This window comes from Nocardia sp. NPDC057272, from assembly GCF_042668615.1.
In the GTDB taxonomy this organism is placed as follows: Bacteria; Actinomycetota; Actinomycetes; order Mycobacteriales; family Mycobacteriaceae; genus Nocardia.
The window spans coordinates 177916-202323 of sequence record NZ_JBHUYK010000009.1; the positions used below are offsets into that span (position 1 = coordinate 177916).

The 24408-nt window shown below is 67.7% G+C and carries 21 protein-coding genes and 1 pseudogene; 9 read left to right on the top strand and 13 right to left on the bottom strand.

Annotated features, from left to right (window positions below):
• Window positions 1–56 precede the first annotated feature (56 nt).
• Window positions 57–1403 carry a lipase family protein gene (locus ACFULV_RS15625; RefSeq protein ID WP_378657048.1) on the bottom strand — a complete coding sequence of 449 codons (1347 nt, stop codon included), beginning with the start codon at window positions 1401–1403 and terminating at the stop codon, window positions 57–59.
• A 226-nt stretch (window positions 1404–1629) separates the two neighbouring features.
• Here ACFULV_RS15625 and ACFULV_RS15630 point away from each other — a divergent pair, with 226 nt between their 5' ends.
• A complete protein-coding gene (locus tag ACFULV_RS15630) occupies window positions 1630–2280 on the top strand; it encodes a hypothetical protein (protein WP_378657050.1) in 651 nt (216 codons plus the stop codon).
• Window positions 2281–2294: 14 nt separating this feature from the next.
• On the opposite strand, the gene ACFULV_RS15635 is transcribed toward ACFULV_RS15630, so the two are convergent.
• On the bottom strand, window positions 2295–2633 hold the full coding sequence (locus ACFULV_RS15635; protein WP_378657053.1) for a cupin domain-containing protein: 339 nt from the start codon (window positions 2631–2633) through the stop codon (window positions 2295–2297).
• A 79-nt stretch (window positions 2634–2712) separates the two neighbouring features.
• Between ACFULV_RS15635 and ACFULV_RS15640 the strand changes: the two are divergent.
• The 3 genes and pseudogenes from ACFULV_RS15640 to ACFULV_RS15650 all read left to right on the top strand — a co-directional run bounded on the left by ACFULV_RS15640 (window position 2713) and on the right by ACFULV_RS15650 (window position 5811).
• A pseudogene (locus ACFULV_RS15640) lies at window positions 2713–4122 on the top strand (PLP-dependent aminotransferase family protein).
• A 50-nt stretch (window positions 4123–4172) separates the two neighbouring features.
• A complete protein-coding gene (locus ACFULV_RS15645; protein WP_378657055.1) occupies window positions 4173–5078 on the top strand; it encodes an alpha/beta fold hydrolase in 906 nt (301 codons plus the stop codon).
• The gene (locus ACFULV_RS15650) at window positions 5050–5811 is read left to right on the top strand and encodes a MerR family DNA-binding transcriptional regulator (RefSeq protein ID WP_378657058.1); all 762 of its coding nucleotides are present in this window, start codon (window positions 5050–5052) and stop codon (window positions 5809–5811) included. The genes ACFULV_RS15645 and ACFULV_RS15650 overlap by 29 nt, the downstream gene beginning before the upstream one ends.
• Window positions 5812–5840: 29 nt before the next feature.
• On the opposite strand, the gene ACFULV_RS15655 is transcribed toward ACFULV_RS15650, so the two are convergent.
• On the bottom strand, window positions 5841–7235 hold the full coding sequence (locus ACFULV_RS15655; protein ID WP_378657060.1) for an MFS transporter: 1395 nt from the start codon (window positions 7233–7235) through the stop codon (window positions 5841–5843).
• Between the two features lie 104 nt (window positions 7236–7339).
• Here ACFULV_RS15655 and ACFULV_RS15660 point away from each other — a divergent pair, with 104 nt between their 5' ends.
• Complete coding sequence (locus ACFULV_RS15660; RefSeq protein WP_378657063.1) at window positions 7340–7894, top strand: TetR/AcrR family transcriptional regulator; 555 nt, start codon at window positions 7340–7342, stop codon at window positions 7892–7894.
• 31 nt (window positions 7895–7925) lie between these two features.
• Here the strand turns inward: ACFULV_RS15660 and ACFULV_RS15665 are convergent, their stop codons facing one another.
• On the bottom strand, window positions 7926–8816 hold the full coding sequence (locus ACFULV_RS15665; RefSeq protein WP_378657066.1) for a LysR family transcriptional regulator: 891 nt from the start codon (window positions 8814–8816) through the stop codon (window positions 7926–7928).
• Window positions 8817–8937: 121 nt separating this feature from the next.
• Between ACFULV_RS15665 and ACFULV_RS15670 the strand changes: the two genes are divergently transcribed.
• Window positions 8938–10407 (top strand): alpha/beta fold hydrolase, encoded by a 1470-nt coding sequence (locus ACFULV_RS15670; RefSeq protein WP_378657068.1) that lies wholly within the window; start codon window positions 8938–8940, stop codon window positions 10405–10407.
• A gap of 17 nt (window positions 10408–10424) precedes the next feature.
• Here ACFULV_RS15670 and ACFULV_RS15675 read toward each other — a convergent pair whose 3' ends face one another.
• Window positions 10425–11303: an alpha/beta fold hydrolase gene (locus ACFULV_RS15675; protein ID WP_378657071.1), complete on the bottom strand. Its 879-nt coding sequence runs from the start codon at window positions 11301–11303 to the stop codon at window positions 10425–10427.
• Between the two features lie 110 nt (window positions 11304–11413).
• On the opposite strand from ACFULV_RS15675, the gene ACFULV_RS15680 reads away from it, so the two are divergent.
• Window positions 11414–13405, top strand: a complete 1992-nt coding sequence (locus tag ACFULV_RS15680; RefSeq protein WP_378657074.1) for a BTAD domain-containing putative transcriptional regulator — start codon at window positions 11414–11416, stop codon at window positions 13403–13405.
• Window positions 13406–13442: 37 nt separating this feature from the next.
• Here the strand turns inward: ACFULV_RS15680 and ACFULV_RS15685 are convergent, their stop codons facing one another.
• From ACFULV_RS15685 to ACFULV_RS15700, 4 genes are read right to left on the bottom strand one after another with little or no spacing between them, the layout of a single operon-like run.
• The gene (locus ACFULV_RS15685) at window positions 13443–14927 is read right to left on the bottom strand and encodes a flavin-containing monooxygenase (protein ID WP_378657076.1); all 1485 of its coding nucleotides are present in this window, start codon (window positions 14925–14927) and stop codon (window positions 13443–13445) included.
• Window positions 14924–15472, bottom strand: a complete 549-nt coding sequence (locus tag ACFULV_RS15690; RefSeq protein WP_378657079.1) for an NAD(P)/FAD-dependent oxidoreductase — start codon at window positions 15470–15472, stop codon at window positions 14924–14926. Before ACFULV_RS15690 ends, ACFULV_RS15685 begins: the two co-directional genes overlap by 4 nt.
• Window positions 15469–16395: a ferritin-like domain-containing protein gene (locus ACFULV_RS15695; protein WP_378630115.1), complete on the bottom strand. Its 927-nt coding sequence runs from the start codon at window positions 16393–16395 to the stop codon at window positions 15469–15471. The genes ACFULV_RS15690 and ACFULV_RS15695 overlap by 4 nt, the downstream gene beginning before the upstream one ends.
• A 23-nt stretch (window positions 16396–16418) precedes the next feature.
• A complete protein-coding gene (locus ACFULV_RS15700; protein ID WP_378630112.1) occupies window positions 16419–17255 on the bottom strand; it encodes an SDR family NAD(P)-dependent oxidoreductase in 837 nt (278 codons plus the stop codon).
• A 102-nt stretch (window positions 17256–17357) separates the two neighbouring features.
• On the opposite strand from ACFULV_RS15700, the gene ACFULV_RS15705 reads away from it, so the two are divergent.
• Window positions 17358–18005 carry a TetR/AcrR family transcriptional regulator gene (locus ACFULV_RS15705; RefSeq protein ID WP_378630110.1) on the top strand — a complete coding sequence of 216 codons (648 nt, stop codon included), beginning with the start codon at window positions 17358–17360 and terminating at the stop codon, window positions 18003–18005.
• A 46-nt stretch (window positions 18006–18051) separates the two neighbouring features.
• Here the strand turns inward: ACFULV_RS15705 and ACFULV_RS15710 are convergent, their stop codons facing one another.
• Window positions 18052–19071 (bottom strand): phosphotransferase family protein, encoded by a 1020-nt coding sequence (locus ACFULV_RS15710; RefSeq protein WP_378657081.1) that lies wholly within the window; start codon window positions 19069–19071, stop codon window positions 18052–18054.
• Window positions 19068–20276 (bottom strand): acyl-CoA dehydrogenase family protein, encoded by a 1209-nt coding sequence (locus ACFULV_RS15715; RefSeq protein WP_378657084.1) that lies wholly within the window; start codon window positions 20274–20276, stop codon window positions 19068–19070. Before ACFULV_RS15715 ends, ACFULV_RS15710 begins: the two co-directional genes overlap by 4 nt.
• 130 nt (window positions 20277–20406) lie before the next feature.
• Between ACFULV_RS15715 and ACFULV_RS15720 the strand changes: the two genes are divergently transcribed.
• Window positions 20407–21327, top strand: coding sequence for a TetR family transcriptional regulator (locus ACFULV_RS15720; protein WP_378657087.1), 921 nt, complete (start codon window positions 20407–20409; stop codon window positions 21325–21327).
• 25 nt (window positions 21328–21352) lie between these two features.
• Here the strand turns inward: ACFULV_RS15720 and ACFULV_RS15725 are convergent, their stop codons facing one another.
• Both ACFULV_RS15725 and ACFULV_RS15730 read right to left on the bottom strand, forming a co-directional pair.
• On the bottom strand, window positions 21353–22495 hold the full coding sequence (locus ACFULV_RS15725; protein WP_378657090.1) for a N(5)-(carboxyethyl)ornithine synthase: 1143 nt from the start codon (window positions 22493–22495) through the stop codon (window positions 21353–21355).
• A gap of 34 nt (window positions 22496–22529) precedes the next feature.
• On the bottom strand, window positions 22530–24098 hold the full coding sequence (locus ACFULV_RS15730; protein ID WP_378657093.1) for a sugar porter family MFS transporter: 1569 nt from the start codon (window positions 24096–24098) through the stop codon (window positions 22530–22532).
• Window positions 24099–24408: the final 310 nt, after the last annotated feature.

The following is a 24408-nucleotide window of genomic DNA, read 5'->3' on the forward strand; positions in this document are numbered from 1 at the left end:
TTCGGTTCGAAAACAGCACGGCGCGCATTCCCTCCGCGCGCCGTGCTGTTTTCGTTTCAGTTGGGCAGCGGGATATCGGCTTTGAATCGCTCGCCCGGCGGGAGACCTCGCAGCACCGCACTGGTCCAGGCGACCGCGGGCGGCCAGCCCGCGACGGCATTGACGATGTGTTCCGGCAGCGGCATCGTGTAGAACCGCAGATCCGCGCCCCGGTTCCAGTAGTCGTTCACCGTCGGTAGTACCGCCGACGTCGGGATCAGTTCGTCCCAGATTCCGTGCCACCAGAAGATCGGGCTGTCCGGAATATGGTGTCCCAGACTCTGGTCCGCGAGAACCTCCATCACACCCGGTGCCGTTTCGAGTGACTTCCCCGGCTGGAAATAGGCACTGATCGGCCGGTACGCGCCGGCGGCGGCGATCGTGTAAACGCAACGACTGCGCATATCCGCCACGATCGCCTGCCCTTCCGGGGTGAGCAATTCCTTCGCGTCGAACTGGTCGGGAAATTCCCGCGACAACGCGGCGAACCCGAGCCACATCGTGAAATTACTGGCGCCGGTGAGGCCCGGCTGCTGGGCGATCGCGTACCGGGCCTGTGCTCGCAGATCGGCGGGGAATCCACCCACCGCGGTGCCGAGCAACCGCACATCGGGGGCGTAGCTCTCGCGGAGTTCAGCCGCCCGGATCGAACCGGAGCCGCCGCCGGAGTACCCGTAGAGCGCGATCCCGGAGTCCGTCAGGCCCAATGCCGAGTTCTTCATGGCGCGCAGACTGTCGAGCACCATTTTGCCTTCGTCGTAGGTGTTGAAGGTATTGAACTTGCCGTCGAAGTCCGCGACATTGATCGCGAACCCCTGCGCGAGCCAATACACCGCCAGCGCGGCCTCTTTCATCGTGCCCGTCTGCAATGTGTAGGACGGGTTGCACGACGAGTCGGTCGCGTCGATGGCCTCCTGGAAGGACACCACCGGCCGCGGACTGCCCGACCACGGGATACCGGGAACGATCACCGAGGTCGCGGTCGCGATCGGGTTGTCGTGCACGTCGTTGCTGCGGAACAGCAGCTGTTCGGTATGCACCGGGAAGGGCAGGCCGAGCAGGCGCGTCTGCACCGTTCGGGAACGGATGATCTGGCCGGGCGCATAGGAATCGAGGTCCGCCGGGTCGTCGTACCAGGGATCCTCGGCGGGCACCGGGATCGGCAGCATGTCGTAGAGCTGGGGTTCGGCGGGCAGCTGCGGGAGCTGGTTCTGGTCCGGCGGGAAACTCGGATACGGGTTACCGGCGGCGGTGCCGACGCTCGATATCGCCAGGCACACCGCCGCCAAGGGCACCGCCGCCCACCTCGTTCCGAGCCTGCGTCCCCGCCCCGGGCGGACAGTGGCTGCCGTGCTGCGCTGCATGGCGTCTCCTCTTCTAGGTGACGCTGATTACAGCACGATGACTTGTTTCTAACAAGAGGTCTTATTCAAACGGAGGATGGAGCGGATCTCGTTCCTCTTCGACCCGGCAACCAAGCCGACGGCCGAACGATGAGCACCGATCACCTTGTGCGAGTGGATAACCGGCACGCGGTAGAGTGCGCGTGAACGTTCACAGGGGTGTCGGCGCTTGATTCGGGGGAATACGGTGGACGAAGTCTTGGCCTTGATCGGGGTGGGTGGGCTGATCCCCACGATGATCGCCGCGGTGTCAGCGTGGTTCTCCGCGACATTCAGTCGCCGCATCAGCAAGCGGGCCATCGAAGTCACCATGACCGGCGACACCGCTGCCCCGGCCGTCTCGGAAACAGCGGATCCGACCACCGGCGACACCGGGACGCCGCGTCATCGAACAGAGGAATACCTTCGCCAGGTACGCAGTGCGATGGCGCAGAGCACGGCGTTCTTCTGGGCGTACATGATCAGCGGTTGCTGCGGAGTGGTGGTAGTCCTCGCCGCGGCGTCGATGGTGGCGTTCGGCAATCGCGACGCCGCCGCCGCGACCTCGATCATGGGCGCGGTGCCGGTCGGGATCACCGCGCTGTTCTACAAACGTTCCACCGACCTCGACAAGATCGTGGGCGAGAACCTCACCCGCTTGAGCAAAGCCGACGAGATCGCCGAGGCCAACCGCGCCGCCCACGATGTGGTGTCGCGGATGGGCGTCGGTGCCGATCAGGACCGGCTCCTGGCGATGATCGGTGTGCGGCAGCTCTTTCCGTCCGCCACACCCACGGAAGTGGCCGAACTACTTCGCACGGTGCCCGTCGAATCCGGGACGGTGACTTCGCGGGTGTGACGTGCCCACGGCGTTCAGTTGCCGTACTGCGCGGTCTCCGGACGCTCGATCAACAGCACATGCGCGACCTCGTCGGCGACCGGCCGGTGCCGAATTCCCCTGGGCACCACGAATAGTTCGCCGGGTCGCAGGATCACGGGTGCGCGGTCTGCCAGTTCGACGCGGAACGTGCCGTCCCAGCAGAGGAAGAGCTCGTCTTCGTCGTGGCGGTGCCAGGGAAACTCACCCGCCAGCCGGGCGACGCGGACGACGGTGTCGTTGACCGTTGCCAGCTCGTGCTGCTGGAACGGGCCGGGCAGGGCGGCGATGGCCGCGGGGACCGAGACGGAACCGGTGGCGCTCGAAACTGTCATGGTGATCATCGTCGGGCCGCGCAAGGTGCCGGTCCAGCGCCAATCGAGCATAATTGGTTTGCCTATGGAACCAATTGACGTGACAGATCGGCTCGGCCGCTGGTCGGCGGGGCGCGGCCCGCTGTATGCCCTGCTCGCGGCCGGTTTGCGCGCGCTGATCGAGGACGGCGAACTGGCGCCGGGGGCACTGCTGCCGCCGGATCGGACACTCGCCGTCGCCTTGTCGGTCGGGCGGAGCACCGTGGTAGCGGCCTACGACCTGCTGCAGGACGAAGGCCGGATCGTGCGCCGGCAGGGCAGTGGCACCCGGGTCGCGGGGACGCCACGGGTCGATCCACCGGCGACCACGAGTGAGCCGATGTTTCTGGACCTGCTCGAGCCGCGGTCCGACGTGATCTCGCTGGCCTGCGCGGCACCGGACCGGCCGCCGGTCGAACTGGCCGAGTCCTATGCGGCGATGCTCCCCGCGCTGGCCGCGACGACCGACGACATCGGCTACTACCCGTCGGGCCATCCGACGCTTCGGGAGGCCGTCGCCGAGTACTACCGGGGGCGCGGCCTGCCGACCGAGACCGGGCAGATCCTCGTCACCGCCGGTGGGCAACAAGCACTGTCGTTGCTCGCCCGGGCTTACCTTCGGCCCGGCGATCGCGTCCTCGTGGAAGCCCCGACCTACCCGGGGGCGTTGGAAGCCTTTCGCGCGGAAGCGGCGGTCGTCTTCGGGCTGCCGCCCGGACTGCACGGTTTCGCGGGTGCGATCCGAGACCGCCGGCCCACTCTCGCCTACGTGATCCCCACCTGCCAGAACCCGACAGGGTCGGTGCTTTCCACGCTCGCGCGCCGCGGCCTCGCGGAAACATCAGCAGCGGAAAGGATTCCGCTGATCGATGACGAGGTGCTCGCCGAACTCGGCTTCCCGGGCCATGAGACTCCGCCGCCCCTTGCCGTGTTCGCCGACACCGTGATCACCATCGGATCGCTGAGCAAGAGTGTCTAGGGCGGACTGCGAATCGGCTGGATCCGCGCGGAGGCCCCCGTCGTCGCCAAGCTCGCCAGACTGCGCGCGGTGCACGATCTCGGCGGCAATCTTCCTGCCCAGCTGGCCGCGGCCGAGCTACTCCCCCGCCTCGACGGCCTGCTGCGCACCCAGGCCGCCGAACGCGAACGTCGCCACGACCACCTGCGCGCCGAGCTCGCGCGCCGGATCCCCGAATGGGACGTGCCGCCGGTCCGGGGCGGACAGACACTCTGGATCCGGCTGCCGCGCGGCGACGGCGCTTCCTTCGCACAAGCCGCACTGCGACATCGTGTTTCGATCCTGGCGGGCGGTGGTCTCGATCCGACCGGTGGCAGCGAACGGTATCTGCGGATCCACTTCCTGCATCCGCTGGAGACCCTCACCACCGTGGTCGATCGCCTCGCGCAAGCGTGGCGCACCTACCGCCCGTCGGCCACACCCACCACTGCCGCACCTCCGCTCGCGCTGTAGCCGACGCAGAGGTTGACCTTGACGCAGCGTCAGGGTTGCACCCTTGTCGCATGACGAACAACGACATCTCCTCGACGAAGCCCGCACCGCCGGTCGGCGGGTTCACCGAGATCGACGGCAATCGCCTTTTCGTCCATCGGTCGGGCAGCGGTGGACCGGCGGTGGTCTTCCTGCCCGGTGCGAGCGCGGTCGGCCTCGACTATTTCGGTGTGCAGCAGCAGGTTTCGCAGTTCACCAGTGCCGTGGTGTACGACCGCGGCGGCACCGGCTACAGCGATCCGCTGCCCCTGCCCCGTACCGCCACCGCGGTCGCCACGGAATTGCACCAGCTGCTGGGCACTCTCGACGAACTCTGCGGCCCTTATGTTCTCGCTGCCCACTCACTCGGATGCCTCTACGCGCACCGGTTCGCGCAGCTGTACCCGCGGCAAGTGGCCGGACTGGTCTGGATGGACGGCTTGCACCGAGACTGGGACGAGTTCATGCCACCGGCGATGGGACTGGCCGCGGCCGCGGCGCCCGCGCCCGACGCCGAGCAGCTCGAACACCTGCGCACAGCCCTTCGCGAGATGCGCGCCGAGCTGCTCGCGGACTACCCGGAACCGGTGCGGCGAGCGCTGACGGAGGCCAAGACGAGCGACGAATCGATCCGGGCGGGCTTCGCCGAGCGCGACGGGCTGCCGGAACTGGCCGCTGAATTGCACGCCGGGCCGAACCTTCCCGATGTTCCGCTGGTGGTGCTCAGCGTGCTGGGGCCGGACCCTTACCAGTCGCCCGAGGCGCTGGCCGAGATCCACGACGGCAGGCGGCGAATGGACGCCGCTGTGGTGCGCGGGGTTTCCCAGGGGCAACAGCGAATTCTCACCGACACCGTGCACCACCGGCTCTGCTTCGATCGCCCCGATGCCGTGGTCGAGGCGATCCGCGATGTCATCGACCAGGTTCGTCGCCGCTAGGATCGGCGCGGTGCTGACCATCGGCCAACTCGCGGCGACCACCGGCGTGACCGTGCGCACCGTACGCCACTACCACCAGGTCGGCCTGTTGCCCGAGCCCGAGCGCGACGCCTCCGGCTATCGCCGCTACCCCGCGCAGGCGGCGGTCGATCTCATCCGGATCAGAACCCTCGCCGACGCGGGCGTTCCGCTGTCGCGGATCGACGCGCTGCTCCACGCCCAGCCGGCCGAATTCGCCACGGCCATCAGCGAGATCGACACCGCGCTCCAGCGCAAGATCGATCAGCTCGCCGAGTACCGCCACCGGATCGCCGAACTGGCGAGCGGCGAAAGCCTTTTCCTCCCCGGCGAGGTGGTCACCCTGCTGAACCGGATGCGCGGTCTCGGCATCAGCGAACAACGGATGCGCCTCGAGCGTGACGCCTGGATCTTGTTGCAAGCGCTGGACGCCGACGCGATCCCGCACCGGATCCGGGAGAAGAACGCCGAATTCGACGACCCGGAAACCACCCGCCTGTACCGCGCGGTCGATGAATCGGTCGACTGGCACCCCCACGACCCACGCCTCGACCGCCTCATCGACGACCTCGACGCCTGGGAAATCGCCCACACCCACGGCCGCACCCGCTCCACCGAACTGGTCGCTTCCCGCATCTCGGAGTCCTCCCCCGCCTGGCAACGCATCGTCGATGCACTCACCCACCGCGCCGAACAACGAGCCGCCGAACCCTGACCCGATTGCACGGTCCGGACTGCATCGGATCAGTACGCCGTGCTGCGGCGCGGAACGTAGCGCACGCTCAGCACCGCTATCGCGACGAAACACACCACTGTCAGGGCAATCCCGATGCGCGCGCCGAAGATCGGATCCGGAGCGGCCAGGCACGCCCCCAACAGTGCGATGCCGATCGCCATTCCGACCTGACGCGAGGTATTGAGGACTCCGGATGCCAAACCGGCATAGCGCGGGTCCGCGGAGGCCATCGCCGCGCCGTTGCTGCTGGGCCCGAAAAGTCCGCACCCGAATCCGACGATCGCGGAGCCGACCAGCACCACCGGCCACCTGTCCGGCTCTCCCACAGCCGAACACACGACGGCCCCGACCCCGGCGGTGAGCGACCCCGTGATCAGTAGCCACCTCATCCCACGGTCCGCCCACCTGCGGTTGAGTACCAGGGTCGCGAACGTCCACAGAACAGCGAACGGCAGGAAGAACAATCCGGTGGTGCGGGCGTCGTAGCCCCACTGCGTCTGCAGGAACACAGCGAGCATGAATTGCAGCCCGTAGGCACCGAATTGGAAGGCGAACCCGTTCGCGATCGAGGCGGAGAAGGATGCGCTGCGCAACATCGTCAACGGCAGGACCGGCGACGCAACCCGCGATTCGGCCCCGACGAACCCCGACAGGAACAGGGCGGACGCGGCAAGGAGCACCAGCGTCAACGGCGACGACCAGCCACGTTCACCACCTTCGATCAGACCGCCGACGAGTGTCCCCAGACCCGCGATCGCCAGGAGCTGGCCTGTCCAGTCGAAGGATTCGTCGTCACGGCGTGCGGTTTCGGCGATGTGCCGCCAGGTCAGCCACAGCGCCGCCGCTCCGATCGGCACGTTGAGCAAGAAGATGGACCGCCAGCCCAGCGCCTCGGTGAGCAGCCCGCCACCGATCGGCCCGGCAACCAGTGCGACACCGCCGGTCGCGCCCCACACGGTGATCGCGCGTGCGCGCTGCGTCGCGTCCGGATACATCCGGGCGATGATCGCGAGCGTGGTGGGCAGGACTCCGGCCGCGAAGATCCCTTGAAAGCACCGGGCGACGAGGAGCACCGCCAAGGTCGCACTCACCGCGCAGATCAGTGACGCGACGGTGAATCCGCCCAGCGCCCAGGCAAACACCCGGCGGGCGCCGAGCCGATCAGCCAGCGTTCCCGCGCTGAGCAGCAGCGCGGCCAGCGGAATCGTGTAGACGTTCACCAGCCACTGCAGAGCCGCCATCGACCCGCCTGTCTCGGCCCGAATCGACGGCAACGCGATATTCAGCGCGCTGCCGTCCAGCAGAATCATGAAGAACCCCAGGCAGATTGCGGCCAGGGCGGCGGTCGTGTTCGGCGACCGCTCGCGACTCCTGCCCGACTGCGCGAACTCGTCCACTGTCACAGACGCCCGTTCCGAATCCGCTGCCCCCATCGCGCCGCCTTTCGTCGGTCCTGTACCTATGAGTACAGATCGATACTGTACCTACTGATAGGTACAGTTGTGCGATGACTACGGCCGAGCGTTTGATCGAGAGCATGCACACCCTGCTGTGGGAGCGCGGCTACTCGGGCACGAGTCCGCGAGCGGTCCAAGAGCTCGCCGGTGCGGGACAAGGCAGCATGTACCACCATTTTCGGAGCAAGGCGGGCCTGGCTGTCGCTGCCGAGCTGCAGATGAGCGACGAGCTGAAACACCAGATCACCGCCCGGCTGGACAGCGGGTCCACGACCCGCGAGAAAGTCGCGGCCTTCTTGACCCTCGACGAAAATGTGCTGCGCGGTTGCCGACTCGGGCGGCTCGTCCAGGACGCGGCAGTGGTGGACGACGATTCGCTACGAGCACCGATTGCCGCGACGTTCGACTGGATCCAGGATCAGATCCGGCAAGTCCTCGCCGAGGGCAGACGAAACGGCGAACTCGACCCGAACCTGGATGTCGATGACCTCGCCGCCACGATTCTCGCTGTCCGACAAGGCGCCTACGTCCTTGCTCGCGGCGCACAGTCCAGCGAACCATTTCGCCGGGCCACCCAGGGCATCCTTCAACTTCTGCCGCGATAGCCGAGGCCACACGCCGTCCCGCGTCGAAGAGTCAGAATCGGGTGGCGGTGGCGGATGCGGTGTGGGCGAAGGCCTGTACTCGGGTGGTGAGGCCGGTGTTGAGCCAGCCGAGGCCGAATTGGAGGGGTGGGGCGTCGGTGACGGGGATGAAGGTGACGTCGGGGCGGAGGTAGAACAGGGGCGCTTGTTCCGTGGTCAGGTAGACGCCTTTGCCCGCGCCGACGAGGGCGAGGATCTCCTGGAAGGTGGCGGCGGTCGGACCGGGTCGGATGGGGCGACCAGAGGGGGTCTTTCGGGGGTGGTGGAATTCGTCGAAGTAGGCGGGCAGCTGCGGCGGGTTCTGGATCATCGCGGCATCGGCGAGGTCTTCCAGCGACAGCGCCGGTCTGTGGGCGAGGGTGTGGCCGGCCGGGACCGCGAGCATCTTGGCCTCGGAGATCAGCGGCGGGCCGATGGTCATGTCGGGCTCACGCATCGGGAAGCAGCACAGCATCGCGTCGACCTCGCCGCTGCGCAACCGATTCGCACCATCGCTGAGCTGCAATTCGGTGATCCGCACAGCGCATTCGGGATGCCTGGCCTCGAAGCGCTCGGCGACTTCCAGCAGATACCGTCCACCGGCCGATCCGAAATAGCCGACCCGCACGGTGCCCTGGATGCCACGCCCGGCCAGTTCGGCGTTGCGCACGCTGCGCCGAACCTGCTCGTAGGCGGGGCGAAGTTCTTCGCACAACTGACGGCCGACCGGGGTGAGGGCGACCTTGCGACTGGTCCGTTCGAACAGCGCCACCCCGACCTGACGTTCGAGCCCCTTGATCGTCTTGCTGACATGCGCTGTGGAAACCCGCAGCCGCTCGGCGGTTCGGCCGAAATGCAGTTCCTCCGACAGCGTCAGGAACGCCTCGATCTCGTTTCGCTCCACGGCCGCCTTCGATCATTGCTCGCCGGTTAACGACCCTTGGGTGATTTGTCGTTGATCACGCCCGGCGAACTGTTGATCATAGATCCGTCTACGAAATATGTTCAGAGAGGCCGGTTTCGACATGGCGGTAGTGCACGTCCCGCAGATCAGGCACAGGGTCGTCGAGGTCGACGGAGTGCGGGTCTTCTATCGAGAGACCGGACCCGCGAACGCACCGGCGCTGCTTCTGCTGCACGGCTTTCCGTCGGCCTCGCACCAGTTCCGCCGGCTCATGGACGCCCTCGGTGGCCGATTCCGGATGATCGCTCCCGACTATCCCGGTTTCGGGCACACTCAGGTCCCCGACGATTTCGTCTATTCCTTCGAACGGCTGGCCGACATCATCGAAGGCTTCGTCGACGCGATCGCCCTGGACCGATTCGTGCTGTACGCCTTCGACTTCGGCGGTCCGGTCGGCCTCCGCCTGGCCACCCGCCGCCCCGCGCGGATCGCGGGACTGATCGTGCAGAACGCGAACACCTACGACGACGGCCTGTCCGACATGGCACGCGCGATGACCGCGAACAAGCCGGGACAGCCGGGCGCCGAGGACAACGTTCGGCAGATCCTCGAACTGCCCGTCACCCGCGGCCAATACGAGGGCGGCACCACCGATCTCGAGCTCATCGCACCCGACGGCTGGACCCTGGACCAGCATTTTCTCGACCTTCCCGGCCGCAAGGACGCGCAGGTGCACCTGGCCCTCGACTACCACACCAATGTGGCGCTCTACCCGGTGTGGCAGCAGTGGTTGCGCGAGCACCGACCGCCGACGCTGGTGCTGTGGGGTCGCAATGACGCCTTCTTTCCCGAGGCGGGCGCCAACGCCTACCTCCGCGATCTGCCCGACGCCACCGTCCATCTCTTCGACACCGGCCATTTCGCGCTCGAGGAGAACCTTCCCGAAATCGCCCCGCTCATCAGCGATTTCGTTGACAGCCTGGACCGGGGCAAGCCGATGAGGATCGCTGTCATCGGCGCCACGGGCAATCTCGGCGGTGCGGTCGTCCGCGAGGCGACCGCTCGCGGCATGCAGGTCACCGCGCTCGGCCGGGACACGGTGGATGTCACCGACGCGGCCTCGGTCAAGAACGCCGTCGCGGGACACGACGCCGTCGTAGCGGCCGTCAAGGGCGATGACCGACTGGTGCCGCGTGGCGCGCAGACCCTCCTGGAAGCACTCCCCCTCGCCGGGGTCGACCGCCTGGTGTTCCTCGGCGGGGGCGGCAGCCTCGAATACGCACCGGGGCACCGTTTCGTCGATTCGCCCGACTTCCCCGCCCAGTACCTGGCGACGGCCCGTGACCAGTGCGAAGCGCTGGAAATCTTGCGTGCCGCCGACTCCCCGGTCCGGTGGTCGTATGTCAGCCCGCCGCCCGTTCACCTGATCCCCGGCGAGGCGACCGGCGTCTATCGCGCCGAGGCTCGCGACACCCCGATCGTCGACGCCGCTGGTGAAAGCCGGATCAGCGTGGGCGATTACGCGAGCGCGATCGTCGACGCGCTGGCGGAGAACACCTTCGTCGGCCTGCGCTTCACCGTCTCGTACTGAGCGGTGCCGCGCCGTCCTCAGCGCCGGAGAAGCTCACGCAGGGCGGCGGTGACGGTCTGGGGGTCCTCCTCGGCCATGAAGTGACCCGCGTCGACGGTGCGGTGGTCGAGGTCGGGCGCCCAGCTCGACCACAGTGCCGCCGCCTCGTATCCGAGCGCGGCGCCCCAGTCCTGCTGCATGACCGTGACGGGCATGGCCAGTCTGGCGCCTGCCGCGCGGTCGGCGCGGTCGTGGTCGATATCGATGGTTGCCGAGGCGCGATAGTCGGCCACGATCGAAGGGACAGCGTCGCGACAGGCGTCGAGGTACGCGGCGCGCACGGGCGCGGGGATCGCGTCGGGGGTCTTCGCCCACTGGTCGAGGAAGTAGGCGAAGAACGCGTCAGCACTGGCGGAGATCATCTGTTCGGGCAGTCCGGGCGGCTGTGCCATCAAGTACAGGTGGAACCCGACGGCGGCGGTGGCGCCGTGCAGCACTTCCCACATGTCGAGAGTGGGCAGCACGTCCAAGCAGGCGAGATGGGTAACCGCGTCCGGGTGGTCGAGCCCGGCGCGGAAGGCCACCAGCGCGCCGCGGTCGTGACCGGCGAGCGCGAAGCGGTCGTGGCCGAAGGCAGCGGCGGCAGCGACGATGTCGGCCGCCATGCGCCGCTTGGAGTAGGTGTCGCTGCCTGCTTCGACGGGTTTGTCGCTGTCGCCGTAGCCGCGCAGGTCCGCGACTATCACCGTGTGGTCGGCGGCCAGGTCGGCGGCGACGTGACGCCACATCAGGTGGGTCTGCGGGAAGCCGTGCAGCAGCACGATCGGGGTTCCCGCACCGGCGACGGCGACGGTGAGGGCGACATCGTCGGCGACCGGGACGCGGTGGTAGTCGAAACCGGGAATGGTGCGGGTCATCGCGTGGGCTCTCGCTTCGTTCGAAGGGTGTTCCGCGGGGTCTGCGCGGAACGAGTTCGAGCGTGCGGTGTCGCGATGAGCAGCCGATGAACGCGCACTACATTGGCCTGATGCGGTTTCAGGTGCTCGGACCGGTCATCGCGCACGACGACCGCGGTGAGCCGGTCGCGCTGCGCGGTCCGCGCTACCGCGAAGTGCTCGCACGGCTGATCCTCGCGCACCGGCGGGTCGTTCCGGTCGGTCGCCTGGTCGAGGATCTGTGGGACGAGCCGCCCCCGAACGCGGTGGGTGCGGTCCGTACCTTCGTCGCCGGATTGCGGCGCGCACTCGAACCCGATCGTCCGCCCCGCACACCACCACATCTACTCGTCACCGAAGGGCTCGGTTACGCGCTGCGGCCCGAATCGGCGGATGTCGACGCGTGGCGATTCGACGATGCTGTGCGTGCGGCGGCAACCCTGCCGCCGGAAGAGTCGTTCTCGCTGCTCACCGACGCACTGAGCTGGTGGCAGGGGCCTGCCTATACCGACTTCGCCGATGCCGGATGGGCGCAGGCCGAACGGTCGCGGCTCACCGAGCAGCGGTTGCTGGCCGTCGAACGTCGCGGCGCGGCGCAATTGGCACTGGGTGCCGCCGCCGCGGCGGTTCCCGACCTCGACGCGCACGTCGCCGAACATCCCTGGCGTGAAGACGCATGGGGGCTGCTGGCCACCGCCCTCTACCGTTCGGGCCGCCAGGCCGACGCGCTCGCGGTTCTCGCCAGGGCCCGGCGGATGCTGGCCGATGATCTGGGCATCGACCCCGGACCGGCACTGCGCCGCCTCGAACACGACCTGCTCCGCCAGGCCGAATACCTCGACCCGGTCGCGACCGACCCCACGGTGCGGGTGTGGGAACAGGCGCGTGCCGCCTACGACAGCGCGGTCCCGCCGCGTACGAGGACGCGGCTGGAATCGACCGCGGGCCTGATGCGTGATCTCGCGGTCACGGGTGGCGGCGGTCTGGCGGCCGCACGCGCACACCGGATTTCGGCGGTGGTCGCCGCCGACGACCTCGGTGACGCCGAGCTGACCGCGCGGGTGATCGGCATCTACGACGTCCCCGCGATCTGGACCCGCTCCGACGACCCGGCGCAGGATCGACGCCTCGTGGGCATCGCCGAGAAGACACTCCTGCGCCTGCCCGCCCACGATGATGCCGATCGAGCCAGGCTGCTGGCGACCATCGCCGTCGAATCGCGCGGCGCCCTGCCGGTGGGCGATCCGACCGAGGCGGGACTGCGCCCGCTGCGTGCCGCCCGTCAGGCCGAGGAGATCGCCCGGCGGCTGCACGACCCCGCCCTGCTGGCCTTCGCACTCAACGGTGTGTTCATGCAGAGCTTCCAGCGCGCGGGACTGGCGCACCGGCGTGACGCTGTCGGCACCGAGATCATCACGGTGGCAGCCAACAGCAAACTCGCGACCTACGAGGTACTGGGCCACCTCATCCTCATCCAAACGCGGTGCGCCTCCGCTGATTACACGAGCGCCGACCAGCACGCCGAAGCCGCGGACGCGCTGGCACAGCGGTATGAATTGCCGCTGGTCGAGGTGTTCACCACCTGGTACCGCGCCTTACGGGCCAGCGCGACAACAGACCTCGCGATTGCGGAAGCCGCGTACGTGACGGCGGCCGCCTCACTCACCGGAGCAGGCATGCCGGGACTCGACCGTGGTCTGTTGCCACTGGCACAGCTGAGCATGGCTCTGCGGCGACACGAGACCGGCAGGATCGCCACGATCGACCCCGAGACAGACTGGGGGCCCTACAAATCCTGGGTCGAGCCCGCCCTGCTCGTCGCGCGTGGCGAGCTCGACAGTGCGCGAGAGGTCTTGCGCACCATCACATCCCCGCCGCGCGACCTGCTGTTCGAAGCACTGTGGGCCATCGTGGCACACGCGGCCACCGCCGTCGGCGATCGCGAGACCATGCGCCGAGCCCGGACCCAGCTGGCCCCCGCGGCGGCCGAAACAACGGCGCAGAGTGGACTTCTCAGCGTAGGCCCGGTTCGCGCCTACCTCGACGAGATCGATGCGGCGCTGTCAAGGTCGTCTCTCGGGTGAAGAACGACTGCGCGCCGCCCGAGCCCGGCCGATGCGATCAGGAGAAGACGTAGTCGGTGAGTGGGAAATGACCGCTGCGCCAGGCGGATTCGATGGTGGAGGTGGGACGTAGGGGGACGTCGCCGTGTTTGTCGAAGTAGTAGCTGTTGGCGGTGACGCAGCTTTCGTCCCAGAACACCTGGCCGCCGCGGCGGGCGAGCATCTCGCGGAAGTAGCGGTCGTTGGCTTCCTCGGTGACCTCGATGCGGTCCGCGTCGTTGGCCCTGGCGTGGTGCAGGCAGCGCAGGATGTGGCGGGTCTGGTTCTCGATCAGCGTGAAATAGGAGGCCCCGTTGTAGCCATAGGGGCCGATGATGGAGAAGAAGTTCGGGAAGCCGGGAACGCTCACGCCCTCGTAGGCTTGCAGCCGGTTCTCGTCCCACCAGGTCTCCAGATCGCGGCCACCGACGCCGTGCAGGTCATAGGTCGGCATGTTGCCCGATTCCATGACCTTGAAGCCGGTGGCGAGGATCAGCACGTCGGCGCGATGTTCGGCACCCGTGGCGGTGCGCACACCGGTGGCGGTGATCTCGCTGATCGCCGCGGTTTCCAGGGTCACGTTCGCACGGTTGAAGGTCGACAGATAGTCGTTGGAGAAGCTCGGCCGTTTGCACCCGAGGGCGTATCGCGGGGTGAGCGCGTCCCGGACGGCGGGGTCCTTCACTTGACGCCGCAGGTGGGCCAGGCCCGCGCGTTCACCGATGGCGGCGGTGGGCAACGAGCGGTGATAGTGGGCGGCGAGCGGGAAGGTGACCTCCACGTAGGTCTGACTCACCAGGCGGGTCACGGTCCGTCCGCCGGGGACCTTCAGCGCCAGCCGGGCGGCGAGAGGCAACGGCAGGTCCGGGCGCGGCAGGCACCAGATCGGCGTGCGCTGGAACACCGTCAGGTGTTCCACCCGCGAGGCGATCTCCGGGATCACCTGGACCGCGGAGGCGCCGGTGCCGATGATCGCCACCCGCTTGCCCCGCAGGTCCTGGCGATGATCCCAGCGCGAGGTGTGCATGGTCGCGCCCGCGAAGCCTTCGATGCCGGGGATATCGGGCAGTTTGGGGCGGGTGAGCACACCGGTCGCGCTGATCACGAACCGTGCGGTGAGGTCGTCGCCGTCGGTGGTGTGCAGCACCCAGTGGTCGGCCCGCTCGTCGAAATCCGCGCCGACCACGGTGGTGCCGAAGCGGATTCGCGAACGGAGTTCGTACTTGTCCACGCACGATTCGGCATAGGCCTTGAGTTCGCGACCGGGCGCGTAGACCCGTGACCAGTCGGTGCGCTGTTCGAAGGAGAACTGGTAGCTGAACGACGGGATATCCACGGCGACACCGGGATAGGTGTTCCAGTGCCACGTACCGCCCACGCCGTCGGCCTCGTCGATGATCACGAAGTCGCCGAACCCGGCCTTGCGCAACTCGATCGCCACGCCGATGCCGGAGAAGCCGGCGCCCACGATGACGATCTCGTGGTCGATTCCCTTGGTGCTCATGCGATCTCCTTCACGAGTGCGGCCGACGGATGCAGCCGGCGAGGCCGGGCGACGGTACGAACGACACAGCCCGCGTCGTCGGCGTAGACGATGCTGTCCACCTGATGCTCGATGCCGTCGACGGTGCGCACACCCAGCGGCACCAACCGCGCGATCGGCCAGGTCACCAGGGTGCAGTGCGGTTGCCGCAGGGTTCGGTAGTAGCTGTTGTGCACCGCGACGCCCGCGGTGTCGTCCGGTGTCAGGCGGTGTCGCAGCCACGAATCACGCACCTGGACAGCCAGATTGACACGGGCGACGAGTCGCAGGAGCCGCTGCGGCATCGTCGCGGTGGGCAGCGGAACGCGGGGGAGCACCCACACCGCCTCGGTCTGGAACACCGTCACCCGTGCGGCCTCGGCGGCGATGCCGGGCAGCAGGCGCGCGGCGGCCGCCCCGCTGCCGATGATCGCGACCCGCTGACCGGTGAACTCGTGCCGGGGCGCGAAGGCTGTGCGGTGCACCTGGGAACCGGTGAAGGTATCGGCGAAACGCGGCGTCGTCATTTCGCCACCGGTTCGTAGGTGAGCTCGTCGGACCAGGACGGCCTGCGGCCGAGCACCCGGATCGGGAACCGATCGATACAGGCATTCGACACGTCGGCCAGCAGCTGGAACGGCTGACGGCGGTGAATCGTGGCCTTGCCGTGCATCTTCACCACGTGGTAGAGCGGGAGCTTGCGGATGGCCGGGCTGCGCTCCCCCACGTTCTCGAACCGGCGCACCGCCTGCCACAGCTTCTCCTCGTCGAGGCCCAGCGCCATGATGTTGGTCGACATCCGTGACAGCAGGGGCGCGTACAGCAACGCGCCGAGCACGAACGACGGACGCACCGCGAAACCGGCTGTCTCGATGACGGTTCGGCGCAACGGTCCCGCGCCGAGTTGTTCGAGAACCTGGAAACCTACTGCGAGGTGGCGAGATTCGTCGCTGTTGATGTGCCGGAACACCTCGTGGCACACCGGGTCGTCGACCTCGTCGAGCAGGAACTTCACCAACGCGCCGTCGAGGGCGGTCTCCAGCGACGGGATGACGGTTCCGAGCACGGGCAGGGTCAGCTGGTCGGCGTAACGGTCGAGCCAGCTGATGACGAGGCGAATGTTCTTGTTGGGCACCGGCATCGCCTCGCCGTCGGGGAGCATGCCCCAGCGACGCATCAGCGCCAGTTCCGCGTTGGCGTGCTTTTGTTCCTCGGCGTGGAAGTACCGGTAGATCTCCCGCAGTGGGCCGGGCGGCGCCTGGCGGGTCAGGGCGGCGAAGCCGCGGGCCCCGACGTGTTCGATCCACACCAGGTCGGCCATGAAGGTGGCCAATCGCGGGCGTTGCTCGTCGGTGATGGTGTCGGCGCCCGGTGCGTCCCAGTCGATATCGGCCAGTGCCCACTGCTTGGCGCGAATCGTGGCGAGCATGTCGGGGTAGGCGAACGTCATTGTTCGATCTCCTTCGGTGTGGATCAGCGCACGACCCGCTCCAGCAGGCCTGCCGAACGGGTGTAGGTCGCGGGCAGCCAGCGTTTGGCCTGCCACAGCATCTTGGCCTCGAGCTGCGGCACCACATACAGCTCGCCGCGGTCCACCGCGTCCAGCGTGGTGCGGGCGATGGCGGTGGGCGCGCGGCCGGTCCAGCGCAGCAGCAGCCCGCCGAGGCGCTCGGCGGTGTCGTCCATCGGCGAATCCGCGGTCATGATATTGGTTTTCACGCCGGTCGGGCACAGCACCGTGACGCCGACGCCGGTGCCGGCCAGCTCGGCCGACATCGTCTCCGACAGCGCCAGCACACCCGCCTTGCTGACGTTGTAGGCGGCCATCCGCGGTGCCGCGCCGAACGCGGCCGCCGAGGCGACGTTCACCAGCGACCCGTGCCCGGCCGCGCGCAGGATCGGCGCGAAGACGTGGCAGCCGTGGATCACGCCCCAGAGATTCACCCCGAGCGTGCGGTGCCAGTCGTCGAGGGCGAACTCGCCGACCACCGGTCCGCCCGCGCCGATGCCCGCGTTGTTGACGACAACAGTGGGCGGGCCGCCGAACCAGTCCTGCGCGGTGGCCGCCAGCTGTTCGACCTCGTCGATCACGGTGACATCGCAACGGGTGCCGATCGCCTTGCCGCCCCCCGCCTCGACCAGTTCGGCGGTTTCGGCCGCACGGTCGGGGTCGATATCGGAGCACACGACGCGACCGCCTCGACGACCCAATTCGACGGCGAACGCACGTCCGATTCCACTACCCGCGCCGGTCACCACAGCATCGGCGGCAGCGGTTCGGCGGTGTCCGCCGAAGGGGAACAATCGCATGGCAACTCCCGGGTCGACCCGATGAGACTCAAATTGGTGGCATCTGCCACCATTGGCCGCACCTGACACCAATTAGGCGCGCGGAGGAGTACTTTGTCAACCATGGATGTGCGCGCACCGGCACGGACCTGGGGCGGGCGGACCGCCGAGGAGCGCAGAGCGCAGCGGCGGGTCGGCCTGGTCGAGGCTGCCCTCGATATCTGGCTCGACCACGGCTGGGCCGCGGTGACCATGCGCGGTGTCTGCCAGCGGGCCTCGCTCAACGATCGCTACTTCTACGAGCACTTCGCCGACCGCGACGAACTACTGGCCGAGGTCTGGGACGAGGTGTGCGCCGGGGTGTTCGCCGAACTGGCGAGCGTCGTCGCCGAGAATGCCGATCGAACCCCCCTCGAGATCACTCGCGCGGCCATCGCCTGTGCCGTCGGATTGCAGACCGATCTGCGCGGACGCGCCCGGATTCTGCTGGCCGATCACGCGGGCAGCGCCGTGCTCGAACAGCGCCGCAAGACCATGCTCACCGACGCGACCGATCTGCTCATCGCCGCCGCGTGGCCCTATCTGCGTCCCGACGTCGACGAAACCGCCATGCGGATGAGCACATTGGCCGGCATCGGCGGCTTCATCGAACTACTGTCCGCGTGGCGGTCCGGTGTGCTCGACGTGGACGCCGAGCGCATCGTCGATCACACCAGCGCGATCGCGGCGCAACTCGGCGCGATGTTCCTGCCCCCGGAGATCATCGGATGATTCACGCCGCACGCCGGGCAGGGTTCGGTTCGACCGCGCGGCGGTACTACGCGGATCCTTTCAGCGCGCGCAAGCCCGCCGCCATGAATTCCGGGGTGGCCTCGGCGGCCCGGTCAGCGGCGGAACCGGTGTCGGAACCCTGATGCGCGCGATGGGTGATGCCCTCGCCGATGATGCCGAGTTTGAAGTTGGCCAGCGCGAGGTAGAAGCCCCAGTTGTCGAGCTCGCGCCCGGACGCGGTGGCGTAGGCCTGTGCGAGCGTGTCGGCGCTCGGCAGGCGCGGGCTGGTCCACGCCGCACGGGTCCCGAGGATCACGTCGAAGATCGGCGACCGGTAGACGCACATCAGGGCGACATCGGTGAGCGGATCACCGAGGGTGGACAGCTCCCAATCGACCACGGCACGGACCGTTGCCGGGTCGGCGCTGTCGAGGATCGTATTGTCGATGCGGAAGTCCCCGTGCACGATCGAAGCCGATGTCTCCGGCGGGATCGCAGCGGCCAGTGCGGCATGCAGGGCCGCCACATCCGCGAGCTCGCGGGTTTTGACCCGCTCCCACTGGGATGCCCAGAGCTTGACCTGCCGGGCGACGAAACCTGTTGGCCTGCCGAATGATTCGAGACCGACAGCGCCCGGGTCCACCGCGTGCAGATCGGCGAGAACGCGGACCAGCGCGCGCACACTCGAATTCACCTGCGCATCGGTGAGCGCGGACAGATCGTCCTGGTCGCGAAACACCGTCCCGTCGACGAACTCGACGACGGTCGTCGGCGCGCCCAGCGCGGATCCGGCCGCGTCGAAGGCGATCGTTCTCGCCACGGGCACAGCCGATGCCTGCAACGCGCTGGTGACGGTGTACTCGCGGGCCATATCGTGCGCGGACGGGGTGAGCCCGGCGACCGGCGGGCGGCGCACCACCCAGCGCGAGACGTCATCGGCGGCGGCGAAGGTCAGATTCGACCGGCCCCCACTGATCAGTTCGACGCGCAGCTCGCCTTCCACCGCGACGCCGTTGGCGCGCAGGAACTGTTCCAGCGCGGCGATGTCCATGCCCGGCAGTGTCATTCGGAATCCCGCTTCGTCCGCTTGGCGGCGCTCACCGCGCGTTTGGCGATGGCCCAGCGATGCACCTCGGAGGGACCGTCGTAGATCCGGAACGGGCGCACCTCGCGCGAGAGTCGCGCCAGCGGCAGGTCGGCGGAGACGCCGAGACCGCCGCACATCTGCATACTCCGGTCGACGATGCGGAAGATGGCCTCGGCGGCATAGGTTTTCGCGATGGAGGTGGCATTCGCGGCGGGCTCGCCGCGGTCGAGTTCCCAGCAGGCACGGGTCAGCAGTGCGCGGGTGGCGGCGATGTCGATCTCGTTGTCGGCGATCATCTTCTGGACCATGCCGAGGTCGCCGAGGCGCGAACCGAAGCCCTCGCGGTGCGCCACGTGCGCGACCGCGACGTCATGACCGCGACGGGCAGCGCCGAGCCAGCGCATCACATGGGTCATCCGGGCGGGGCCGAGCCGCACCTGGGCGTATTCGAAGCCTCGGTCGACTTCGCCGAGTACCGCGGACTCCGGGACGAGAAGGTCGTCGAAGAAGACCTCGCAGTGGCCACCGATCATCGACTTGTCGAGGGTGTCCAGATGGCGGCCGACGCGAATGCCCGGGCTGTCGGCGGGTGCCAGGAACATCGTGGCGCCACCACGTTGGCCGGGCTCGCCCGAGGTGCGGGCCATGATGATGAAGAACCCCGCCCCGTCGGCGCCGGTGATGAACCATTTGTGGCCGGTGATGCGCCAACCGCCATCGGCACGGACCGCGCGGGTGCTCAGCGCGGAGGGGTCCGAGCCCGCACCCGGCGCCGGTTCGGTCATGGCGAAGGCCGAGCGCACCTCGCCGCGAGCGAGCGGGGCGAGGAACTGCTGTTTCTGCTCCGGGTCGGCGATGTGGGCGAGCATGTGGACATTGCCCTCGTCGGGGGCGGCGATATTGAGGGCCGTCGGGCCGAACAGCGAGTAGCCCGCCTCCTCGAACACCGGGGCCCGGTTGGACATGTCCAGACCGTGGCCACCGTATTCGAGCGGCGCGTGCGGGGCGAAGACACCGGCATCACGGGCGGCCTGCTGGAGTTCGAGGCGCAGCTTCTCACCACCGGCCGCGGTGATGTCGCCGTCGTGCGCGTCTTCGACCGGGAGCACATGGTCGCGGACGAAGGTGCGGGTGCGGTCGGCCAGGCTCTGCACCTCGGACGGATAGGACAGGTCGATCGGCACGGGTCCGCTCCTCGGCTCGGTTGCCGAACGATCGCTCGGCACATTGACTGTTACGACAGTCGCACGCGCGTATTCATGCTGTCAACAAGGCTGGTAGGACTCAAATGTTTGTTCAGCTATTCTGAACATCATGGATTCGACGGCAGCCGAACAGCAGGCACTGGGGGCGCGGGTGCGCCAGGCGAGGACCGCGGCGGGGTTGTCACTGCGGGCGACCGCACAGCGAATCGGGGTCAGCGCGGCCACGCTGAGCGCCATCGAGACGGGCAAGACCGGCGCCTCGGTTCCGCGCCTGCGATCCCTCGCCGCCGAGCTGGGCACGACGGTGGCCAGGCTGATCGGCGACCAGCGCACCACCGGTGCTCCTCCCCCTGGACCGCGTGCGACTGATTCCCGCCCCGCCGGGAGCCCCGCGCACGGTGAAACCGGATCGCCCGACTCCGGCGCACCGGATTCCTGGCGTGAGTTCCCGCCCCTGGTTCTCGACCCGGTGCTCGCCGCCGCCATCGATTCTTTCGTCGAGACCGGGTATCACGGCGCCACGATGCGCTCGATCGCCGCGCGGGCGGGCATGAGCGTGCCCGGTGTCTACCACCACTATCGCGACAAACAAGACCTGCTGGTCCGCGCACTCGACCTGACCATGGACGAATTGCACCGGCGGGTGCGCGCGGCACGCCTCGACGGCACGAACGGCCGCGAACGAGTCTGCCGTGTCGTCGAAGCGCTCGCCCTGTTCCACACGCACCACCGCGAACTCGCCTTCATCGGCGCCAGCGAGATGCGCAGCCTGAACCCGGCCGATCGTGATCGGATCACAGCCTCCCGCAACGAGATCCAATACCTTCTCGATGCCGATATCGACGCCGCGCTGACCGAGGCGAACCGATCGACCGCCCGGGCCCGCGACGCGGGCCGTGCCATCGCGACGATGTGCACCGCACTGCCCCAGTGGTTCCGGCTCGACGGCCCGTCCTCTCCCGAACAGATCGCCGCCGCCTACGCGGACTTCGCCCTCGGCCTGCTCGGCGTGGACGGCCCGCACCGATAGCGGAACGGCAGGACCGGGCCGGAAATCAGTTCACCGCATACGGATATACGTCGGAGCGACCCTGGAACGACAGGATCCGCGGGTTCTGTACCCGACCGTCGCGAATCTCGATCGCCCGGCGAATCGTTTCGCTGCCATCCCACGCTGGGGGGCCGCCGAGCACGACGGGCAGGTACTCGAGCAGAGCTTCGGAGTTCTCCCACGTCGCCGAGTCCCAGAGAAACGAGGGGCTGTGGTCGACGCCGTAGTAGTGCAGATCGTCACCGACGGTGAACATCGGATCGGCGAACGAGGTCGGGCGCGAGAACTCGAAGCCCATCCCCTCGTCGCACGAGACGTCGACGAAAAGCGTTCCGCGCGAGAAGAGTTCGAGGTCATCGTTCATGATGAATGTCAACGGGTCCTCGGTGTCCTGGAACATGCAGTTCACCACCACGTCGTAGTTGGCCAGCATCTCCGCCAGCGGCCCCGGCTCGGGCGCCTTCAGCGCGAGTGTGCGGCCGGGCAGTTTCGGGTCACGCTTGAAATGCTGCATCCGCACCGAGGCGAACGGCGAGGCCACCGCCGACACACTGCGCTGGGTCAGCACCGTCACATCACTGATCCCCAGTGCCGACAGCGCCCGCACCGCACCACGCGCGGTGGCGCCGAAGCTGATGACCGCCGCACGCATCCGGCGACCGTAATCTCCACTCACGCCGCGCAATTGGAGGGCATGCATGACCGAGCAGTAACCGGCCAGTTCGTTGTTCTTGTGGAACACGTGGACGCTGAAAGCACCCGACTTCGTCCAGTGGTTCATCGCCTCCCAGGCGATCAGCGTCAGGTCGCGGTCCACGGCCAGCTGGGTCATGCTCGCGTCCTGCACACAGTGCGGCCAGCCCCACACGGTTGTGCCGGGGCGCATCTGCGCGAGGTCTTCGGCCAGCGGTTTGGCCAGCAGCAGCACATCGCACTCGGCGAAAAGCTCGTCGCGAGTGCGATGACCCGCTACGAGTGGGGCGAGGGCCTCGTCGGGGTAACCGAATCGCTTACCGTAACCGTGTTCGAGGTAGATCTGACCGCGCAGCTCGGGATCGATGCGGTCGAGGTGGGCCGGGTGGATTGCCAGCCGGTGTTCGTTTTCCTTGCGAGAGGTCGCGACGACGCCGACCGTCAGGTGTTTCACAGTTGCTTCACCTGGTCAGCCTACCCGTAGGCCCTCAGCTCTCCGCCTTGCTGGTGATGTCGTCGAGGGACTCGCCCATGGTCTCGGGCACCCGGCGATAGCAGAACACCAGCGACAGCGCGGAAACGACCGCGAAGAGGAAGAACATCGTCGACGCGCCCCAGAGTTCGCCCAGCGGCGGGAACACCAGGGAGACGGTGAAATTGCCCATCCAGATGAGGAAGGTGCAGATACTCATCGCGGTGGCGCGGATCGGGGCGGGGAAGATCTCCGAGATCAGCAACCAGGTGGGCACCCCGACGCCGAGCTGGAAGGCACAGACGTACACGATCATCAATGTCACCAACACATACCCGGTGGCAGTGCTCTGCGTGAGACGTTCCATCAGACCCATACCGACCAACGCGACGACCATGATCGCCAGGCCGAGGAACATCGGTGGGCGCCTGCCGATCTTGTCGACCAGGCTCATGCCGAGCATCACGCCGAGCACCGCGCCGACACCGATGCCGATCGACGAGGTGATCGCCGCATTGTCACCCATCCCCGCCTGGGCGAGAGTGGACGGTGCGTAGTAGATGACGGTATTGACGCCGACGAATTGCTGAATCAATGCCAATCCGATTCCGGTGTAGAACAGCGCGCGCACCTTCGGTTTCCGCAATTGGTCGCTCAAACTGTCCTTGACCGCCGCATCGGCGGCCTCGGACTGTTCGATCTCGGCGATCGTCGGCTCGACATTCTCCGGGTAATAAGACTGTTCGAGCACTTTCTTCGCATCAGCGGTGCGGCCCTGTTTCAGATACCACCGCGGTGAATCCGGCATGAAATACATACCGATCACGAGCGCCGCCGCCGGAACGGCCGCCATCGCCAGCATGAGCCGCCAGTTCCCGGTCGGGGCGAGCAGCGCGTTGACGATGTAGGCGAGCAACTGCCCGCTGGCGATCATCAGCGAGTTCATCGACACGAGGCGCCCGCGATAGGTCGGCGGGGAGATCTCGGAGACGTACATGGGGACCACCAGTGAGGCGGTACCGACCGCGACGCCGAGGAACAGGCGGGTGATGATCATGACCGTGGCATCGGGCGCCAGCGCCTGGGCGAGCGCGCCGATGAAGAACAGGGCGCCCGCGAACAGCAGCGTCGTCCGCCTGCCCCACCGGTCGGCCATCCAGCCGCCGGTGATCGAGCCGATCGCGGCGCCGATGAGCAGCGAACTCGTGATGACGCCGACTTGGGTCTGGCTCAGCGCGAAATCAGGCGTGAGGTAGACCAGCACGCCGGAGATGACGCCGGTGTCGTAGCCGAACAGCGCGCCGCCGAGCGCGGCGATGACGACGACAGTGAGCACGAACTTCTTGATCCTGGCCCGCATCGCTTCCCGCTCCGGCGAATCGGGTGGCGTCTCGACCGGTGGTTCGGTGACCGGGGACACCGGCTCCGGTCCGTCCTGGACGGTGTGCGGTACCCGGATCGAGGTATCGGTATCCGGCCCGATGAGGCGGCCGCCGGAAACCTGCGCCACAGGCACGGTGGGACTCGAGACGGCGCCGCGCCGCTCCGGCTCCTTATCGGTGGATCCACGAGGGGAATCGGGCATGTCCACACCTCCGCCGGATGGAGTAGGTCGATTCCTGCACCTTAATCGAGCGCGGAAGATTCGCGATAGCTCGAAATCCATGGATATTTTCGTCCGCAGATCAGCAGTAAGGAGCGATCGGGATATGTATCCCACCCCCTGCGTGGGATACATTCCCCGATCAACACGCTCTTATCGGAATCGCCGCCAACCGAAATGCTCGCCGTTTGCCCGGATCGGAGAAAAGCGTCGCGTAGCCATCCGACACCATCCATCCGTCAAACCGTAACCACCGAATGCCGCTTTTGCCGGGTTCCCACGAATCTCGTCG

Excerpts from the sequence above, each read along its gene's own strand:
- ACFULV_RS15645 (WP_378657055.1), top strand. The coding sequence starts at position 4,173 with ATGACGAACAACGACATCTCCTCGACGAAGCCCGCACCGCCGGTCGGC.
- ACFULV_RS15660 (WP_378657063.1), top strand. The coding sequence starts at position 7,340 with ATGACTACGGCCGAGCGTTTGATCGAGAGCATGCACACCCTGCTGTGG.
- ACFULV_RS15705 (WP_378630110.1), top strand. The coding sequence starts at position 17,358 with ATGGATGTGCGCGCACCGGCACGGACCTGGGGCGGGCGGACCGCCGAG.
- ACFULV_RS15695 (WP_378630115.1), bottom strand. The coding sequence starts at position 16,395 with ATGACGTTCGCCTACCCCGACATGCTCGCCACGATTCGCGCCAAGCAG.
- ACFULV_RS15685 (WP_378657076.1), bottom strand. The coding sequence starts at position 14,927 with ATGAGCACCAAGGGAATCGACCACGAGATCGTCATCGTGGGCGCCGGC.
- ACFULV_RS15730 (WP_378657093.1), bottom strand. The coding sequence starts at position 24,098 with ATGCCCGATTCCCCTCGTGGATCCACCGATAAGGAGCCGGAGCGGCGC.
- ACFULV_RS15675 (WP_378657071.1), bottom strand. The coding sequence starts at position 11,303 with ATGACCCGCACCATTCCCGGTTTCGACTACCACCGCGTCCCGGTCGCC.
- ACFULV_RS15690 (WP_378657079.1), bottom strand. The coding sequence starts at position 15,472 with ATGACGACGCCGCGTTTCGCCGATACCTTCACCGGTTCCCAGGTGCAC.
- ACFULV_RS15710 (WP_378657081.1), bottom strand. The coding sequence starts at position 19,071 with ATGACACTGCCGGGCATGGACATCGCCGCGCTGGAACAGTTCCTGCGC.
- ACFULV_RS15670 (WP_378657068.1), top strand. The coding sequence starts at position 8,938 with ATGGCGGTAGTGCACGTCCCGCAGATCAGGCACAGGGTCGTCGAGGTC.
- ACFULV_RS15700 (WP_378630112.1), bottom strand. The coding sequence starts at position 17,255 with ATGCGATTGTTCCCCTTCGGCGGACACCGCCGAACCGCTGCCGCCGAT.
- ACFULV_RS15650 (WP_378657058.1), top strand. The coding sequence starts at position 5,050 with ATGTCATCGACCAGGTTCGTCGCCGCTAGGATCGGCGCGGTGCTGACC.
- ACFULV_RS15635 (WP_378657053.1), bottom strand. The coding sequence starts at position 2,633 with ATGACAGTTTCGAGCGCCACCGGTTCCGTCTCGGTCCCCGCGGCCATC.
- ACFULV_RS15625 (WP_378657048.1), bottom strand. The coding sequence starts at position 1,403 with ATGCAGCGCAGCACGGCAGCCACTGTCCGCCCGGGGCGGGGACGCAGG.
- ACFULV_RS15680 (WP_378657074.1), top strand. The coding sequence starts at position 11,414 with ATGCGGTTTCAGGTGCTCGGACCGGTCATCGCGCACGACGACCGCGGT.
- ACFULV_RS15720 (WP_378657087.1), top strand. The coding sequence starts at position 20,407 with ATGGATTCGACGGCAGCCGAACAGCAGGCACTGGGGGCGCGGGTGCGC.